Below are 15866 nucleotides of genomic sequence, written 5' to 3' on the forward strand. Positions count from 1 at the left end.
CTGAGCGCAGTCGAAGGGCTCGCCCGACCGAAGGGAGGGGGCTTCGCTCCGCTCGACTGAAGGTTTCGACTGCGCTCCGCCCGAACGGAGGCGGATGTGAATGAGCCGGTGAGCGAGACGGTTCCCCCGCACATCCCGCCCCGCGCCATCGACATACCCTATGTCTTCGCGCGCAAGCATGGCGTCGTCATGCTGCCCCTTGATGGCGAGCGGCTGACCGTCGCCGTGCGCAAGGGCAGCGATCCCCGCGTGTTGCTGGAGGTAAGGCGGCATCTGGCGCGCAGCTTCGACGTCCGTTTCGTCGATGGGTCGCAGTTCGACCGGCACCTGTCGGATCATTATGCGATGGAGGGCAGCGCGGCGGCCATGGCGGGGTCGCTGGAGGTCGGCGCGGACGAACTGGACATTCTCGCTGCCGACATTCCGACCGCCGACGATCTGCTGGACAGCGCCGATGACGCGCCCGCGATCCGCCTGATCAACGGCATCATCGCCGAAGCCGCGCGGCAGGGCGTGTCGGATATTCATATAGAGCCTTATGAGACCGGGCTGATCGTGCGGATGCGCGTCGATGGCGTGCTGCGAGAGACATTGCGCATGCCGCCGCATGTCGCACCTGTGGTGGTGAGCCGCATCAAGGTGATGGCGCGGCTCGACATTGCCGAACGGCGCGTGCCGCAGGATGGGCGGATCGGGCTGACGCTGGGGGGCAAGCTGCTCGACGTGCGCGTGTCGACCCTGCCCAGCCGGGCGGGGGAGCGGGTGGTGCTGCGTATTCTCGACAAGGAGAATGCGGGCATGAATCTCGATCTGCTGGGCATGGCGGGCGCGGCGGACCGGATTTTCCGGGAAGGCTTGCGGGAGCCGAACGGCATCATCCTCGTCACCGGGCCTACCGGGTCGGGCAAGACGACGACGCTTTATGCGGGCCTGCGGCAGTTGAATGACGGGACGCGCAATATACTGACCGTCGAGGATCCGGTCGAATATGCGATCGAGGGCGTCGGGCAGACGCAGGTGAATGCCAAGGTGGGGCTGACCTTCGCGGCGGGGCTGCGGGCGATCTTGCGGCAAGACCCCGATGTGGTGATGGTCGGTGAAATCCGTGACCGGGAGACGGCGGAGATAGCGGTGCAGGCTTCGCTGACGGGGCATCTGGTGCTGTCGACCGTCCATACCAACGATGCGGTAGGCGCGATCACCCGGATGCGCGACATGCGGGTGGAGCCGTTCCTGCTCGCCTCGACCCTGCGCGCCGTGATCGCGCAGCGGCTGGTGCGGCGGCTTTGCCAGCATTGCCGGGAACCGGTGCAGGCGGACAAGTCGGCCAGCGCGCTGCTGGGTTTCGATCCGGGCACGATCATCTACCGGGCGCGGGGATGCGACGAATGCAACGGGTCCGGCTACAAGGGCCGGATCGGCGTGTTCGAGGCGATCCGGGTGGATGACACCATCCGGCGGCTGATCAACGATGGCGGTGATGAATCACTGATTGCGCGCCATGCTTTCCTGAACGCGCCCAATCTGGGGTCGGCGGCGCGGGCCTTGGTGTGCGACGGACAGACCACGGCGGAGGAGGCGATCCGCGTGTCGCGGCGCGATGCGGCGGAGGCGGAAACCATCGCCGATGGCTGAATTCGACTATATCGCCATCGATCCCGCAGGGAAGGAACGCCTGGGGCGGGTCAAGGCCGATACGATGGACGATGCCCGCGCCCGGCTGGATGCGCGCAAGCTGTACATCGTGCGGATCGAACCGGGAGCGGTGGAAAAGGCGGGCAAAAGGGCGGGATTGCCGCTGCGGACGCCGCGTCTCTCGGCCAAGGAATTGACGCTGTTCACGCGGCAATTGTCGACGCTGATCCAGGTCAGTCCGCTGGAGGAATCGCTGCGCACCATCGGGCGGCAGAGCGAGCAGCCGCATGTGCGCGCCATCGTCGCCAGGGTGCATTCCGGCGTGCTGGAGGGGCGGCGGTTGGCCGATGCCCTGGGGGCGGAGCCGAAAAGTTTTCCGGCGCTCTATCGCGCGATGGTCTCCGCGGGCGAGAGTTCGGGCAGCCTGCCCACGATCATGGATCGGCTGTCCGATTTGATGGAGCGGCAGGCGGTGATCCGGTCGAAGGTGCTGACCGCCATTGCCTATCCCAGCGTGCTGGCGGCCTTCGCCGTGTGCGTGGTCGCGGCGCTGATGATCTTCGTCGTGCCCAAGGTGGTCGAGCAGTTCGATACGGTGGGGCAGCAATTGCCGCTGCTGACGCGGATGGTGATGGGGGTTTCGGCTTTCCTTGCCGGTTATTGGTGGTTGCTGCTGATCCTGATCGGTATCGCTGGTTTCGGCTTCTGGCAGGCGTTGAAGATAGAGGGTTTTCGCTATCGCTTCGATGCCATGCTGTTGCGCCTGCCGCTGTTGGGGCGGTTGATTCGCGATCTTCATGCGGCGCGGATGGCGCGGACCCTGTCGACCATGGTGGCGAGCCGCCTGCCGTTGATGGAGGGGCTGTCGCTGACCACCCAGACCGTGCACAACCGCGTGCTGCGCCAGGCTTCGGAAGAGATTGTAGAGGCCATTCGCGGCGGCGGCAGCCTGTCGGCGGCGCTGCGGCGGGCGGGCGTGTTTCCGCCGCTGCTGGTCTATCTGGCGGCAAGCGGGGAGAGCGCGGGGCGGCTGGATACGATGCTGGAGCGGGCGGCGGAATATCTGGAGCGGGAATTCGACAGCTTCACCTCCACCGCGCTCGCCATGCTGGAGCCGGTGATCATCATATTGATGGGCGGCGTCGTGGCGGTCATCATCCTGTCCATCCTGCTGCCGATCCTGCAATTGCAGAGCCTGACCGGGGCCTGAAGGAGTATTTATGCGTGACTTCCTCTCTCTCCGTCAGTCCCGCCTTCGCGGGAATGACGAAAAGGACGGCGAAAGCGGCTTTACCCTTGTCGAACTGATGGTCGTCATCGTCATCATCGGCCTGCTGGCGACGATCGTGGCGATCAACGTCATCCCGGCGACCGACACGGCGCGGGTCGAAAAGGCCAAGGCCGACATTTCCACCATCGAACAGGCGCTGGAGCAATATCGGCTGGATAACCTGACCTATCCGGCGGGGAACGACGGATTGCAGGCGTTGATCAGCCCGCCCGCTTCGCTGGCCCAGCCCCAGCGCTACCGGCGCGGAGGCTATATCAAGAAACTGCCGAACGATCCCTGGGGGCGGCCCTATATTTATGCGGTGCCGGGCCGGAAGGGCGCGTTCGACATCCGTTCGCTGGGCGCGGACGGCCAGCCAGGCGGCGAGAATGAGAATGCCGACATCACTTCCAGCGAGCTTTGATCGCTCGCCGTCAGGATTGAAGTCCTTGAAACGTTCCGCCGAACAGGGCTTTAAGTCCTTGAGACGTTCCGCCGAACACGGCTTCACGTCTTTGACACGTTCCGCCGAACACGGCTTCACTTTGATCGAGCTGATGGTCGTGCTGACGATCATCGGCTTCCTTTCGGCTGCGGTGGTGCTGGCGATCCCCGATCCGCGTGTACGGGTGATCGAGGATGCCGACCGCTTCGCCGCGCGCGTTGCCGCCGCGCGCGACGAAGCGGTCGTCACCGCGCGCCCCATGGGGGTGTGGGTTTCGGCGTCCGGCTATGGGTTCCAGCGCCGCGAGGGCGCGCAATGGACGCCGCTGGAGGACAAGCCCTTCGTCACCGCCAACTGGAAGGGGGGAACGCGGGCGCTGGTCGGCAAGGATGGGCGGCAACAGATCGGCTTCGACGGCACCGGCCTGCCGACCGATCCCATGACGGTGACATTGGCGCGTGATGGCGAGCGGGTGGCCGTAACGGTCGACATGGCCGGGAAGGTCATGGTCGGTGGATAGTCCCTGCGTTTCTGACCGTGCCCCGGAACGAGGCTTCACTCTCCTCGAAATGCTCGTCGCGCTCGCCGTGTTCAGTCTGGCGGCGCTGGCTTTGGTGCGTTTGCAGGGGGTGACGCTGCATACCGCGGCCGACCTCGATAGCAAGGCCATGGGACAGATCGTCGCCCGCAACCTGATGGTGGAGGTGCAGACCGATCCCGCGCCGCCGTCGCTGGGCAATGAAGAAGGCGATGTCGATAATGGCGGCCGCCGCTGGCACTGGACGCGGCAGGTCAAGGCCACCGACGACAAGCGGCTGTTGCAGGTGGACCTGACCGTCGACGGGCAGGCCGGATCGTCCCCCGTGGTGCTGAGCTTCGTGCGGGTGGCGCCATGAGGCAGACGCCTTCCACAGAGGCTGGTTTCACGCTGATAGAGTTGCTCGTCGCCCTGACGATCTTCGCCATGCTCGCGGCGGCGGGCGTGCTGTTGCTGGGCAACAGCGTCTCGGCGCAGGCGCAGATCAAGCTGCGGCTGGACGATATGGCGGCGGTGCAGCGGGCGGGCGGTGCTCTGGCGGCCGATCTGGGGCAGGCGGTGCCGCGCATCAGCCGCACGGAAGCGGGGACGCTGGCCCCGGCCTTCTGGTCGCATCGGGAGGGTGAGAGCCTGCCCGTGCTTCAGTTCGTGCGCGGCGGGTGGGACAATCTGGGCGACCTGCCACGGCCTTCCTTGCAGAAGGTCGAATATTGGGTGCGGCAGGGGCGGCTGGAACGGCGGACCTATGCGCAGATCGACGGCGCGGCGGGGGACGAGCCGGCGGCGCTGCTGGATCATGTGGAGGATGTCGCGCTGCGCTTTCGCGACGCCAGGGGCGACTGGCGGGACGATTGGGCGCCGACCCAGCCCGACCTGATGCCGCGCGCCGTGGAGATGAGCGTGAGGCGGACGGGCGAGCCACCCGTGACGTTGCGCTTTCTGGTCGGGCCGGGTCCGTTGGAGAAGCTGGAAGGGGAGGCGTTAGGTGGCTGATCCCCGAAAGACGAGCGAGCGCGGCGCGGCGCTGCTGACGGTGCTGCTGCTGGTGGCGGTGATGGCGGTGGTCGCAGCGACCGCGCTGGAACGGCTGGCGCTGGCGACGCGGATGACGGGCAATGGCGGCGCGGTCGATCAGGCGCGGGCCTTTGCCGATGCGGGAACGGAGATTGCGCGCCTGCGGATCGGCGATCTGGTGGCGGCCAATCCGGGCAAGATGACTCTGGCCGGGAACTGGATGGGGACGCCTCAATCCATCGCGATGCCGGGCGGGATGGCGACGGCGCGGGTGACGGACGGCGGCAATTGCTTCAACCTCAACAGCGTGGTCGCTGGCGAGAATGAGGCCGACCTGAAGGTCCGGCCCGTGGGCGTCTCGCAATTCCAGGCGCTGTTGCAGGCACTGGGCGTCGACGCGCGGCAGGCGCAGGTGGCGGCTGCGTCGCTGGCCGACTGGATCGACACCGACAGCAGCCCCCAGCCGGGCGGGGCGGAGGATGAGACCTATGCGCGGGCGGCCCGGCCCTATCGCACGGCGAACCGCTTCATGGTCGACCTCAGCGAGTTGCGGGCGGTGAACGGGGTGACGCCCGCGATCTACGATCTGGCGCGGCCCTGGGTGTGCGCGTTGCCGACGGCGGATTTGTCGCCGATCAACATCAATACCCTGCTGCCCGGTCAGGCGCCGCTTTTCGCCATGCTGATGCAGGGGCGGTTGAGCGTCCCGCAGGCGCGGCAATTGCTGGCGCAGCGGCCGGCGGGCGGTTACGGCAGCACCGTGGCCTTCTGGGCCGTGCCCGCTCTGGCAGGGTTGAACCCGCTGGAAGAAGTGGCGAACCAGGTCAAGTTGACGACGGGATTTTTCAGGGTGGAAGTGTCGGTGGATGTCGGGGGAACGCAGGTGGTCGAACGGGCGCTGATCGATGCGCGGCAAAGCCCGGCCGTGCTGATAGGCCGTAATTGGGGGACGGGTGCGTGAACGAAGGGCTGATCGTCGTTCTGGCCGAGACGCCCGGTGTGGAGCCGTCGTGGATGCGGGTGGCGAACGGCGCCGTCGTGCAGACCGGCGCGGGCGCGAACTGGCTGGCGGCATGCGGGCTGACGGCCCTGCCGGACGATATGGTGGTGATGCTGGTGCCCCCTGCCGCTCTGGTGACGCTGCATGAGGGAAGCTATCCGGACCTGCCCGCGCGGCAGGGGCGGGCGGCGGCGCGGCTGGCGGCTTTGGCCGGGGCGATCGTGCCCGCCGATCAGCTTTTTGCGGCCGCCAATGAGAATGACGATCCCGCAAGGCCGCATCTGGTCGCCGTGGCGGCGCGGGCCGATATGCAGCATTGGCTGCTCTGGGCGCAGCATCATGGGCTGGACCCGGACATCATCGTCCCTGCGCCATTGCTGTTGCCGGAACCGCGGGAAGGTTTCCTGCGCGGGATCATTGGCGGCGCGCCGGTGTTGCGGGGCACGGATATGGCGCTGGCCGGTGACCTGGCGCTGCCGGAACTGATCGGCGATGCGGCGGTGCGGGATGTGCCGCATGAGCAGATCGATGCGCGGGCCATCGCCGCGCTGGACGCGCCGCCGCTGGACCTGAGGCAGGGCGATTTCGCGAAACGGATGCGCCGCTCGTTCGACAGGCGGACGCTGGGACGGATCGTGCTGTGGAGCGGGCTGATCCTGCTGGTGAGCCTGTCGATCGCGCTGGTGAGCCTGACGAAGCAGCATTTCGCGGCGAGCGGGCTGGACGCCGACAGCCTGACGCAGGCACGGCAGATCGTGCCCGGCGCGACCGACCTGGTCCAGGCGGAGGCGGAGATGAACCGTCAGCTCGCGGCCCGTGGGGCAGGGGGGCATGCCTTCACCGCGCCGGTCGCGGGGGTGCTGGACGCGATGCAGCATGTGCCGGGCGTGGCGCTGACCGCCCTGTCCCGCGACCCGGACGGGATGGTGCGGGCGACGCTGGCGGCCGCGAAGATGGAGGATATCAACAGCGTGTTGCTGGCTTTGCAGGCGGCGGGCTTCACGATCACGGCGACGCCTTCGCAGGAACCCGGCGGGCGGATGCTGGCAGACATTACGGTGCGGTCATGATGGAACGTCTGAAACGCCTTTGGGACGAGCGGTCCCCGCGTGAGCAGTGGATGCTGGGCCTGATGTTCGCGCTGCTGGCGGTGGTGATATTGTGGCTGGGGCTGTTGCGGCCGCTCGATGCGGCGCAGCGTTCGGCCCGCGATGCGCTGCGCGAGGCGACGGACCGCAATGCGGCGATCCGGGCCAGGGTGAAGCTGTTGAAATCCTTGCCCCGCGTGACCGGGGCCGCCGATGCGGGCGTGCCGCTGGACCAGTTCATCGGGCAGAGCGCGGGCGAGGCCGGACTGACGCTGGAACGGGCACAGGCGCAGGGAACGGACCGGCTGGACATCGCGATCGCTTCGGTACGGCCGGTGGCGCTGTTTTCCTGGCTGGCGGCGCTGGAGGCGCAGGGCGCGCGGGTCGAAACGATGAGCGCCCGGCCGTCCCCCACGGCGGGCAGCGTGTCGGTGCAGGCGGTGCTGGTGCGGGGCGGGGGGCAATGATGGGCTTGTCGCTCTCGCGCCGGATGCGCATGGCCTTGATCCTGTTCTTTGTCGTGGGTTTCATCCTTTTCCTGCCGATGCGGATCGCGCTGGGCATGACGGGGCTGGATCGGCTGGGCACCGCGGCGCGGGAAGTGCGGGGCACGGTGTGGAGCGGCGGGATCGACGGGCTGATGCTGGGGACGACCTCGCTGGGGTCGGTCCATGCCGGTCTGTCGCCCATTTCCTTGCTGGTCGGCCGGGCGCGGTTCGACATCTGGCGGCGCAACGGGGCGGCGGACGATTTGAGCGGGGCGCTGACCGTCGGGTTCGGGCGGATCGGGATCGACGACGTGACGGGCGTCGTGCCGCTGGGGCGGACATTCGCGCCGCTGCCGGTCAGCAGCTTCGTCATGGAGGATGTGTCGGCCTGGTTTTCGGGCGACCGCTGCGGCCATGCCGAAGGACGGGTGCGGGCACAGATGACGGGGCAGTTTCCGGGGCTTAACCTGACCCAGGGCCTTTCAGGCGTGGCGATCTGCGATGGCGAAGCGCTGCTGCTGCCGCTGGTGAGCCAGTCGGGGCTGGAGAAGGTCAATCTGCGTCTCTGGCGCTCAGGCCGCTATGTGGCGGAGATGCGCGTGGAGACGGCGGATGCGACCCTGGGCGACGCGCTGGCCAGGGCGGGTTTCGCCGATGCCGGGGGCGTGCGCGTGCTGAAGGTCGAAGGGACGCTGTGATCCACGCCTTTCCCGCCTTGCTGGGCGGCATATCGGGCGCCATTGCGGGGAGTTTCCTCGCCACGCTGATCCTGCGCTGGCCGCAGGGGCGCGGGATCGCGCGCGGGCGGTCGTCCTGTGACGGGTGCGGGCGGGTTCTGGGCGCGACCGACCTTGTCCCCATGATCAGCGCTTTGGTGCAGCGCGGGCGTTGCCGGACCTGCGGCGCGGTGATCGATCCGCTGCATGGGCGGGTCGAAGCGGGTTGCGCGATCGTGGGCGCGCTTGCCCTGGGCTTCGCGCCCGATCCGGGCGGCATCGGCTGGGCGTTGCTCGGCTGGCTGCTGTTGACGCTGGCGGTGCTGGACAAGCGCCATTTCTGGCTGCCCGATGCGCTGACCCTGCCGCTGGCCTTTCTGGGCTTCACCATCGGGCTTTGGACCACCGATGCGAGCATGGCGGACCGCGTGATCGGCGCCGTGGCGGGTTATCTGGCGCTGCTGTTCGTGGCGCTGGGCTATCGGCGGTTGCGGGGGCGGGACGGGCTGGGGCTGGGCGATGCGAAGCTGCTGGGCGCGCTGGGCGCATGGTTCGGCTGGCAGGCCTTGCCCTTCATTCTGTTGCTGGCGGCGAGCCTGGGGCTGCTGGCCATTCTGGCGGCGATGGCGATGGGGCGAGCCGTCCATGGCGCGACGCGGGTGCCGCTGGGTAGTTTTCTCGCCTTGGCGGCGGTGCCGGGATGGTGGCTCTCGGTGCTGGCCACCGGGGCCGGGACATGACCCGTGCAGAGAATTTTCAGGATGCGGTGAAACCCCGTTGACCCATAAGCCCGCTCTGCTTATAGCGCCGCCTCACCGCAGGGCATGGCCCGGCGGAATGCCCATGGGGCGGAGTAGCTCAGCTGGTTAGAGCAGCGGAATCATAATCCGCGTGTCGGGGGTTCAAGTCCCTCCTCCGCTACCACTTGAACAGTCGCTTTGGCGGGAACAGGGTTTCCCGTGGCGATTGCCAGCACAGATGCCAGGTTCCCGATCACTTCCAGCGATGCCTTGTCGGGCTGGCTTTCGTCGTCCCTGACGATGACGGCTTCGATAAGCCCCCGAATCATCGGAAGATAACGTTGGGCTTTTTCCCCTTGCGCGAGGGCGGTGCCGAGCTGGCGGATGCGGCGGCGATAGGCCTCCACAATCTGCGGGTGCAGGATGATCGCCGGCACGGCCTCATGTTCCGCCAGGGCTGCCTCAGCCGCTTTCAGGGCATCCTTCCGATCCTGCAGCGCGTCCTTGATCTCTGCCATATCCGCGCCGGCGGCAATCGCATTGACCAGGTTGCGGATTTCGTCCTTTAGCTGATCGACCCGTTGTTCGGCGCGGAAGCGGGACGATTGCAACCTGGCCCGCTGCTCGGTCCTGCTGTCGTGGTAGCGCTTCACGACGGCGCTGACGACATCCGGCTCCAGCAGGGAGTTTTGAAGGCCGGACATGATTCGCTCTTCCAGCCTGGCGGTCGATATGCGCCGGCCATTGTCGCAGGTGCCTGCCTCCCGGTGGCGCGTGCAGGCCCAGCGATCCTTGGTGACGATGCTGTAGTTCCCGCCGCACTCGCACTTGATGAGACCGCTCAGGACGTGCCTGGGCTTGCGCTGGAGCTTGTATGGCACATGCGCATTCTCTTCCTTGCGGGCCTGCGCGGCCGCCCATAGATCATCTTCAACGATGCGCAGGTGCGGGGCCTGACCCTCGACAATGTCAGGGCTGGTGTCGACGCGCGACAGGCGCTTTCTGCTGTTGGGATCGCGAACCATCCGGACCCGGCCGTATCTGATGCGGCCGACATAGATGGAGTTGCGCAGGATGCCATAGTCGCGGGCGGCTGAGCCGTTGATGGTGCTGGCCCGCCATTCGGTGCCGCGCGGGGAGGGGATGCCTTCGGCATTCAGCCGCTGGGCGATAGCGCGTGGCGCGTCCCCGGCGACATATTCGGCAAAGATGCGGCGGATGACGGCAGCCTCTTCCTCTTTGACGGTCCGATGACCGAATTCGACCGATCCGTCGGGGCCGATGCGCGGGGTGACGTCATAGCCGTAGCAGCGTCCGCCTGGGATTCGTCCGCGCCCGACCTGCCCCTTGCCGCCGCGCCGGATCTTGCTGCCCAGTTCCTTCACATAGAGCGCGCTCATCGTGCCGATGAAGCCGATGTGCAGTTCGGTAATGCGGTTGTCGGCGCAGGTGAACAGTGCGACGCGGGCGAATTCGAGGCGGCGATACACCTCGGCCGTGTCGCCCAGGTCGCGGGCAATGCGGTCAAGCGATTCGGCAAGGATGATGTCGAAGTCGCGCCGATCGGCGGCGGCCAGCATGGCGTTGAGGCCGGGGCGGTGCTTGTTCTGTCCGGTGATGGCCGCGTCGGAAAATGCGTCGACGACGTCCCAGCCCTGGCGTTCAGCGTAGGCCCGGCACAGCCTGATCTGGTCTTCCGCCGACAGCGCATTTTGCATGTCGGTGCTGAAGCGGGCGTAGATTGCGACGCGGCGCCCTTCCGGTGCCCAGCTCATTCGTCAAACCTCTCTGCGATTCGAATTCGCGTGCAGCATCCTCCGCCGCCATGTCCTCGGCAATGGCCAAGGCGAGGTCGAGGATGCTGAAGCTGTTCAACCTTCGTCTCCGAAGAGGTCGGCGATTGCATAGTCTTGCTTCATCGCTGCGGTCAGTTTTGGCGGACCTTCTCGCCAGAGGCGCTCCATGTAGCTGAGTAGCCAGGCCATCGCCTGATCGTCAGGTTCCGGCTCATCGCTATCGTCCACCGCGCACGCGGAGGTGCAGTCTCCGACTGGACGAAGAGAGTCTAGGTCAGCGATCAGCGGCGTGCGGCTAGCGATGTCGCCTAGCTGGGCATAGCTATATTCCGTGACGAATCGTGCGCCGCTTGCCTTGGCTTTCAGAAGCGTGACCTCTGCCTCTGCCTCTGCCCACCAGCCCAGCACGCCCGGCTGCTCGCGCTCCGACTGGCAGAGGATGTCGTAGCCCTTCAGGAAACAGCCGTCGCAATTCCCCTCATACCGGCGCAGCCCAAGATCGAAGCCCTGCGGCAGATAATATTCGATCTTCCGTGGGTCGTTGTTCCGACCCAGCCAGAAGCGCCAGACGATCCGTTCGACCACACCGCACAGCGCGAGTGGGCAATAGCTGTTCCACCGCTCCTTCCCCGACTGGTTGCGGAGAACCTGCTTCATGACGCGCTTCCGTTCGTCCGCGCGCAGGCCGACCATGTTGGTCCACGTCTCGAACCCCATCGACATCATGAACTGCTTCATCGTGTCGATCTTCAGCTCTGCCGTGCAGAAGCGGGTCACGGCGTTCGGCAGGTAGCCCTTGCGGCGGATAAGCGCGAGGAACGGTTCGCCATTGCGCGCTGCCTGGTTGAAGCCGACCACCTCGAAGCGATCATCAGGTTTGACGGCGTTGCTCGCGCGGTCGCGCCATTCCAGCCACCAGATATGGACGCCCCATCGGACACCGCAGTCATAGACGAAGCGCAGCGTCTCTATCCGCTCCTTGCCGGTGTTGCAGAATACTACGAACACATAGGGCGGCAGAGAGCCGCCGTGCGCGCAAAGCACCTTCCACAGCATGTAAGCGCTGGTTCGGCCGCCGCTGAACGAGATCAGCGTAGGGCCGTGGCAGAAGTAGGGGCTGGTCGGGTCAGGCGTAGGCCAATAGCCGGTGAGGCCCGGCACATCAGTATCCTCGATCAAAGTAGGTGATGGACGGATCATGCTGCCCGCTTCCTGCGGCTCCATCGGAGCGCCTGGTTCGTCTCGGCCGGGATCAGCGCGTAATGCGTCTCCTCGATGCAGAGCGTCCGCTCGCAGCGGTGATCAAGGTTCATGCCCTGCGGCACGCGCGGGGTCGGGATGATCCCTGCCACCCATGCGACCGCGACATGCACGCGCACGGCATTGAAGCCCGGAATCCAGATGGAGCCATAGGGACCGCTGCTCGGCCGCTTCCCGCCCTTCGACTGCGCGCCGGTCCACAGGCGGCAGGGTTTCGGCAGGCCGTTGCGCGAGCCGATCAGCACGCGCTGCTTCTCCGCGATGCGGGCGGCCACGACGATGCGCATGCAGGCGGGAATCATGCCGCTGCCCTCCGCTGCGGCCGGAGCGGCATCGGATAATCCCGCGAATAGAGCAGTGGGAATTCCAGCGCATAGGTTATGTCCCGCAACTGGCGTAGCTTGGCGATTTCGGCGGCCTTGGTGCTGCCGTCGAACTGCCTGACCATGAAGGCCAGGGTGGCGCGGGCGCTCTTGGCCATGATCTCCCGGTCGGCGGGCAGCCATCCCTGCGGCGAGCGTTGATCGCCCGACCAGCGCCGGAAGAAGTGGACGATGTTCGACCAGATCACATCGTCATAGTCGGCGCGCTCCTGCGATACCCTGCCCGCCTGGATCGATGCTTTCGTCGCGGCGGCGCGGCGGGCGCGTTCTTGCTCGGCGGCCTTTTGCAGTTCGGCCGGCGGCATCGGCGGGCCGCCGAGATAGGCGCTCATGACGGCATTCCATCATGCCGGACGCCGTCGAGCAGGCGGCCGGCGCGCTTCTTGCCCCATCGGATCATATAGGCGCGGGATTCATCCTGCGCTGGCGGCCAGTGGGTAGAACCTTGATATACATGGCCATCAGGGTCGAACCAAAAGCCAGCCACGCCCGGTTCCATATTATATGGGCCATATTCGCCCCATTGCTTGAACAGGAACGGGACACCCGCCTCCGCGCATTGATCGCGCAGGCTTCGTGCCCAATCGGGATGCATCGGGCGTGCTTTGGGGCCGCTCTCACCACCGACGATCACCCAGTTGATGGCCAGTTCGTCACTGATCCCGGTGAAGTCGCATGTGCTGCAACATTCCTGCATCCCGGTCGACATATCCATGATTGGCGGATAGCCGTCGTCGTCCAGCCAGTTCGGGCAGTGGTGATAGAACAGGAGCCTGAGATCGATCGGCTCCAGCATCGGCTCAATTGACAGGAAGGCGACCGGGATTTCATAGAGCTGGCGCAGGTTGCGCAGCTTCGGAATGTCCCGATCGGCTTCCTGCTGGTTGACGACCGTGATGCCGAGCCACACATTATCCGGCAGGCGACCAGCCGCCTCTGCCATCTTGTAGACATTGCCGATGCGCTTCGTCACCAGCAGCCAGTCGAGGTGCGGCGTTTCGCGGATCAGCTGGAACAGGTCGGCCCGCCACTCCGGCGGCACTTCATTGTCGAAGACGTCGGCCAGCGACGCGCAGAAGACGCGATAGCGGATGCCGAGCCTGGCGGCCTTTCTGTTCCATGCGCGCGGCTGATTCCATGTCGAGGCGGCGGTGCGGCGCCGAGGTTGCCCCGGCCCGAACAGGACGCCCAGCCGGGCTTCTGACAGGGCCTTGGCATAACAGCCGTCGCAGCCCGGTCCGACCTGCGTACAGCCGATCCATGGGTTGAAGGTGTGGTCGGTCCACTCGATCTTGCTGTTTTCAGCCATGGGCGGCGTTCCGATAATCGCGATAGGCCCTGATGAACTGATCGGCCGACGTCTCGGCGGTCCATGGCTCTATCCGGAAGCGAAAGGGTTCGTATCCGCGGGTCCATGACCATTGATCGGCGCCCGAATGCGGCATCAAATCCCGCTTTTCGGTGGCTAGCATCCGGATGTCGTATTGCTTCACCAAGTCCTTGAACTGGCTGGTGACGCCGAAATGACGGTCGATTGCATCGCCAGCGCGCTTGATGAGAGCCTTCACCTCAGGCGGCAGCAGCGACTTGGCCGGGCCAGGAAAGTCTCCCCACGCCACCTCATCACTTTCGTGCATCAGGCCTTCAAAAACGGCCTGCGCAGAATGACCGTCGGTCTCCATCATCCACGCAAGAAGCACGCAATGCTGAGCGACATTGAACAGGCACCGCTTGCCGGACGGCAGTCGATTTTGTCCCCTGAAGCGGTTGCTGCCTGCCAGACTCCAAGCATAATCTTCGATCGTCATCCCGGTGGCATCCGGCTGTTCGAAATCGAAATATGCACCATCACCCATCAGGATCGTCGGGCCGACGATGCGTTTTACATGCTGCTCAGCAGCGACGGCGTTGCTGTCTGCGTCAGCCATTGGCGATCTCCAGCAGGACGTCGGCGTGACAGGGTTCGCCCGGCTGGCACCAGCAGGCGAGGTTCTTCCCTCGTAATTCCCTGCTGGCCATTTCGCGGAGGGCAGGGCAGGCGAGGATGTGGAGGCGGAAGGCGGCGACGGCCATCGGCGCGGTGCGTTTGGCGTCGACCGGATAGGGGTTCCCCCATTTGGTCGAGCGGTCGACCTTGACCGTGTCGGGCGGCATCCGCCATCCTTTCGCGCGGGAAAGCTGGACTCGTGCAGGCTTATCCATGAAGCGCCTCCATGGGCGGGTCGCCGCAGTCGAGGCGACGGCCGGTGGTGAAGGGCAGTTTGCCGAAGTCCATCGTGCCGAGCAGAAGCAGCACGAAGACCGCGACCAGGGCGGCGAAGAAGGCGGCCATGCGGTCCATCACCGAATCTCCCGAACCGGGACGACCGTCACGGTCCGCCACTTGCCGGTCATCCGAACCGCCGCAGATGCGGCGCGCTCGGCCGACTTGAAGCAATGGCCCGGCATGATGAGGGACCGGCCCAGCTTGGTTTCGCGCAGAAGCCATGCGATCGGCGCAGGCGGGGCCGGTTCCTCCTGATCGACATGGCGCAGGGCGACTGGCTTGAACCCGAGGGGTTCGTGCTCCCCATGATTCACCGGAGCTTTGGCGTAGATTTCGCCCGACCAATAGCCAAAGCCGGTCTGGCCTTCCGAACCAAGATATTCGACGACGATGAATCTGTGATCGCCAATCGGCATGTGATTGAGAGGTTTCCATCCCTCAAGAATCATGCTGATCCCTACTGTCGACTGACTGGCGCTGCAATCGCACGGCCCCGGCGAGGCGCTGTTGAAGGAGACACAGTCGGCGTCATGGACGACGGCGCTCATGGACGCTTCCTCTTCACGGGCTGGCCTTCGTGGAAGCGCTGGTCGTCGGGCGCCTGCTCCATCAGCAGGGCCGCGACGATGCGGTCGCGATAGTCGACCAGCATCCCGCAGATGACGGCGAGGGCCAGCCAGAAGCTGCCGAACAGCAGCACGGCGGCGGCGGGCGCTAGGTTGATCACGCCGCCGCCTCGGCCGGTGCGGCGATCAGGAGGAAACCGAAGCCCTTGCGGATGCCGCTGGTGTAGAGCTTACGACCATGCTTGGCGCGGAAGCCGCGATCGGTCAGGCGGCGGGCCAGCGCAGCTTTGTCGATGCCCGGTTCCCGCTGATAGACGGCGCTGTGCCAGGCGAAGAAATCGGCCCATGTGTCGTCGGCGGTCGTGAAGGCGTCATCGCTGACTGACACGATCCGCGCGGAGGCCCAAAGGTCGACCGCGTCCTCGGGCGTCGACCATGCGGTCAACTGGTCCAGCGTGACAGTCGCCGTCACCTGCTTGCGGCGGTCGGTCTGGCCGATCACCAGGCGGGTGCCGTTCGGGTTGACGCGCTGGATGCGCACCTTCGCACCACGGAAGACGGCATAGCTGCCGACATGGGGGAATTCGGTGGGTGTCTGAAGCATGGGTGCCTCCGTTACTGAACGGAAGCAGAATTAGCTAGAACGGCTAAAAAATGTCAA

General features: G+C 66.0%; 22 protein-coding genes, 1 tRNA gene and 1 pseudogene. 13 read left to right on the forward strand and 11 right to left on the reverse strand.

Going from position 1 to position 15866, the window contains the following annotated elements; translation table 11 throughout:
• Positions 1–96 precede the first annotated feature (96 nt).
• From gspE to NUH86_RS01535, 13 genes are all read left to right on the forward strand, one after another.
• A complete protein-coding gene (gene gspE / locus NUH86_RS01475) occupies positions 97–1635 on the forward strand; it encodes a type II secretion system ATPase GspE (RefSeq protein ID WP_267250932.1) in 1539 nt (512 codons plus the stop codon).
• Positions 1628–2845 carry a type II secretion system inner membrane protein GspF gene (gspF, locus tag NUH86_RS01480; RefSeq protein WP_267250933.1) on the forward strand — a complete coding sequence of 406 codons (1218 nt, stop codon included), beginning with the start codon at positions 1628–1630 and terminating at the stop codon, positions 2843–2845. The genes gspE and gspF overlap by 8 nt, the downstream gene beginning before the upstream one ends.
• A 10-nt stretch (positions 2846–2855) precedes the next feature.
• Positions 2856–3329: a type II secretion system major pseudopilin GspG gene (gene gspG, locus NUH86_RS01485; RefSeq protein ID WP_267250934.1), complete on the forward strand. Its 474-nt coding sequence runs from the start codon at positions 2856–2858 to the stop codon at positions 3327–3329.
• 133 nt (positions 3330–3462) lie between these two features.
• Entirely contained in the window at positions 3463–3870 is a 408-nt protein-coding gene (locus NUH86_RS01490; RefSeq protein WP_416365352.1) for a GspH/FimT family pseudopilin, read from the forward strand.
• A complete protein-coding gene (gene gspI / locus NUH86_RS01495) occupies positions 3863–4246 on the forward strand; it encodes a type II secretion system minor pseudopilin GspI (protein WP_267250936.1) in 384 nt (127 codons plus the stop codon). The genes NUH86_RS01490 and gspI overlap by 8 nt, the downstream gene beginning before the upstream one ends.
• Positions 4243–4881 carry a type II secretion system minor pseudopilin GspJ gene (gspJ, locus tag NUH86_RS01500; RefSeq protein WP_267250937.1) on the forward strand — a complete coding sequence of 213 codons (639 nt, stop codon included), beginning with the start codon at positions 4243–4245 and terminating at the stop codon, positions 4879–4881. Before gspI ends, gspJ begins: the two co-directional genes overlap by 4 nt.
• Entirely contained in the window at positions 4874–5863 is a 990-nt protein-coding gene (gspK, locus tag NUH86_RS01505; protein WP_267250938.1) for a type II secretion system minor pseudopilin GspK, read from the forward strand. Before gspJ ends, gspK begins: the two co-directional genes overlap by 8 nt.
• Entirely contained in the window at positions 5860–6972 is a 1113-nt protein-coding gene (gspL, locus tag NUH86_RS01510; RefSeq protein WP_267250939.1) for a type II secretion system protein GspL, read from the forward strand. The genes gspK and gspL overlap by 4 nt, the downstream gene beginning before the upstream one ends.
• The gene (locus NUH86_RS01515; protein WP_267250940.1) at positions 6969–7457 is read left to right on the forward strand and encodes a type II secretion system protein M; all 489 of its coding nucleotides are present in this window, start codon (positions 6969–6971) and stop codon (positions 7455–7457) included. Before gspL ends, NUH86_RS01515 begins: the two co-directional genes overlap by 4 nt.
• A complete protein-coding gene (gspN, locus tag NUH86_RS01520; RefSeq protein WP_267250941.1) occupies positions 7454–8176 on the forward strand; it encodes a type II secretion system protein N in 723 nt (240 codons plus the stop codon). The genes NUH86_RS01515 and gspN overlap by 4 nt, the downstream gene beginning before the upstream one ends.
• Positions 8173–8934, forward strand: a complete 762-nt coding sequence (locus NUH86_RS01525; RefSeq protein WP_267250942.1) for a prepilin peptidase — start codon at positions 8173–8175, stop codon at positions 8932–8934. Before gspN ends, NUH86_RS01525 begins: the two co-directional genes overlap by 4 nt.
• A gap of 107 nt (positions 8935–9041) precedes the next feature.
• Positions 9042–9118, forward strand: a tRNA-Met gene (locus NUH86_RS01530).
• 172 nt (positions 9119–9290) lie between these two features.
• Entirely contained in the window at positions 9291–9503 is a 213-nt protein-coding gene (locus tag NUH86_RS01535; RefSeq protein ID WP_267250943.1) for a hypothetical protein, read from the forward strand.
• Positions 9504–9638: 135 nt separating this feature from the next.
• Here the strand turns inward: NUH86_RS01535 and NUH86_RS24795 are convergent.
• The 11 genes and pseudogenes from NUH86_RS24795 to NUH86_RS01590 form a co-directional block, all read right to left on the reverse strand.
• Positions 9639–10709 (reverse strand): annotated as a pseudogene (locus tag NUH86_RS24795) (recombinase family protein); the annotation flags it as partial.
• Positions 10710–10805: 96 nt separating this feature from the next.
• Positions 10806–11930 (reverse strand): Nin-like protein, encoded by a 1125-nt coding sequence (locus tag NUH86_RS01545; protein WP_267250945.1) that lies wholly within the window; start codon positions 11928–11930, stop codon positions 10806–10808.
• Positions 11927–12292, reverse strand: coding sequence for a hypothetical protein (locus tag NUH86_RS01550; protein WP_267250946.1), 366 nt, complete (start codon positions 12290–12292; stop codon positions 11927–11929). The genes NUH86_RS01545 and NUH86_RS01550 overlap by 4 nt, the downstream gene beginning before the upstream one ends.
• The gene (locus NUH86_RS01555) at positions 12289–12705 is read right to left on the reverse strand and encodes a hypothetical protein (protein WP_267250947.1); all 417 of its coding nucleotides are present in this window, start codon (positions 12703–12705) and stop codon (positions 12289–12291) included. The genes NUH86_RS01550 and NUH86_RS01555 overlap by 4 nt, the downstream gene beginning before the upstream one ends.
• Positions 12702–13682 carry a phage Gp37/Gp68 family protein gene (locus NUH86_RS01560; protein ID WP_267250948.1) on the reverse strand — a complete coding sequence of 327 codons (981 nt, stop codon included), beginning with the start codon at positions 13680–13682 and terminating at the stop codon, positions 12702–12704. The genes NUH86_RS01555 and NUH86_RS01560 overlap by 4 nt, the downstream gene beginning before the upstream one ends.
• On the reverse strand, positions 13675–14301 hold the full coding sequence (locus tag NUH86_RS01565; protein WP_267250949.1) for a hypothetical protein: 627 nt from the start codon (positions 14299–14301) through the stop codon (positions 13675–13677). Before NUH86_RS01565 ends, NUH86_RS01560 begins: the two co-directional genes overlap by 8 nt.
• Positions 14294–14575 carry a DUF4326 domain-containing protein gene (locus tag NUH86_RS01570; protein ID WP_267250950.1) on the reverse strand — a complete coding sequence of 94 codons (282 nt, stop codon included), beginning with the start codon at positions 14573–14575 and terminating at the stop codon, positions 14294–14296. Before NUH86_RS01570 ends, NUH86_RS01565 begins: the two co-directional genes overlap by 8 nt.
• The gene (locus NUH86_RS01575) at positions 14568–14714 is read right to left on the reverse strand and encodes a hypothetical protein (RefSeq protein WP_267250951.1); all 147 of its coding nucleotides are present in this window, start codon (positions 14712–14714) and stop codon (positions 14568–14570) included. The genes NUH86_RS01570 and NUH86_RS01575 overlap by 8 nt, the downstream gene beginning before the upstream one ends.
• A complete protein-coding gene (locus NUH86_RS01580) occupies positions 14714–15187 on the reverse strand; it encodes a hypothetical protein (RefSeq protein ID WP_267250952.1) in 474 nt (157 codons plus the stop codon). Before NUH86_RS01580 ends, NUH86_RS01575 begins: the two co-directional genes overlap by 1 nt.
• A complete protein-coding gene (locus tag NUH86_RS01585; RefSeq protein WP_267250953.1) occupies positions 15184–15366 on the reverse strand; it encodes a hypothetical protein in 183 nt (60 codons plus the stop codon). Before NUH86_RS01585 ends, NUH86_RS01580 begins: the two co-directional genes overlap by 4 nt.
• Complete coding sequence (locus NUH86_RS01590; protein WP_267250954.1) at positions 15363–15809, reverse strand: hypothetical protein; 447 nt, start codon at positions 15807–15809, stop codon at positions 15363–15365. The genes NUH86_RS01585 and NUH86_RS01590 overlap by 4 nt, the downstream gene beginning before the upstream one ends.
• Positions 15810–15866: the final 57 nt, after the last annotated feature.

This window comes from Sphingobium sp. JS3065 (assembly GCF_026427355.1).
Taxonomy (GTDB): domain Bacteria; phylum Pseudomonadota; class Alphaproteobacteria; order Sphingomonadales; family Sphingomonadaceae; genus Sphingobium.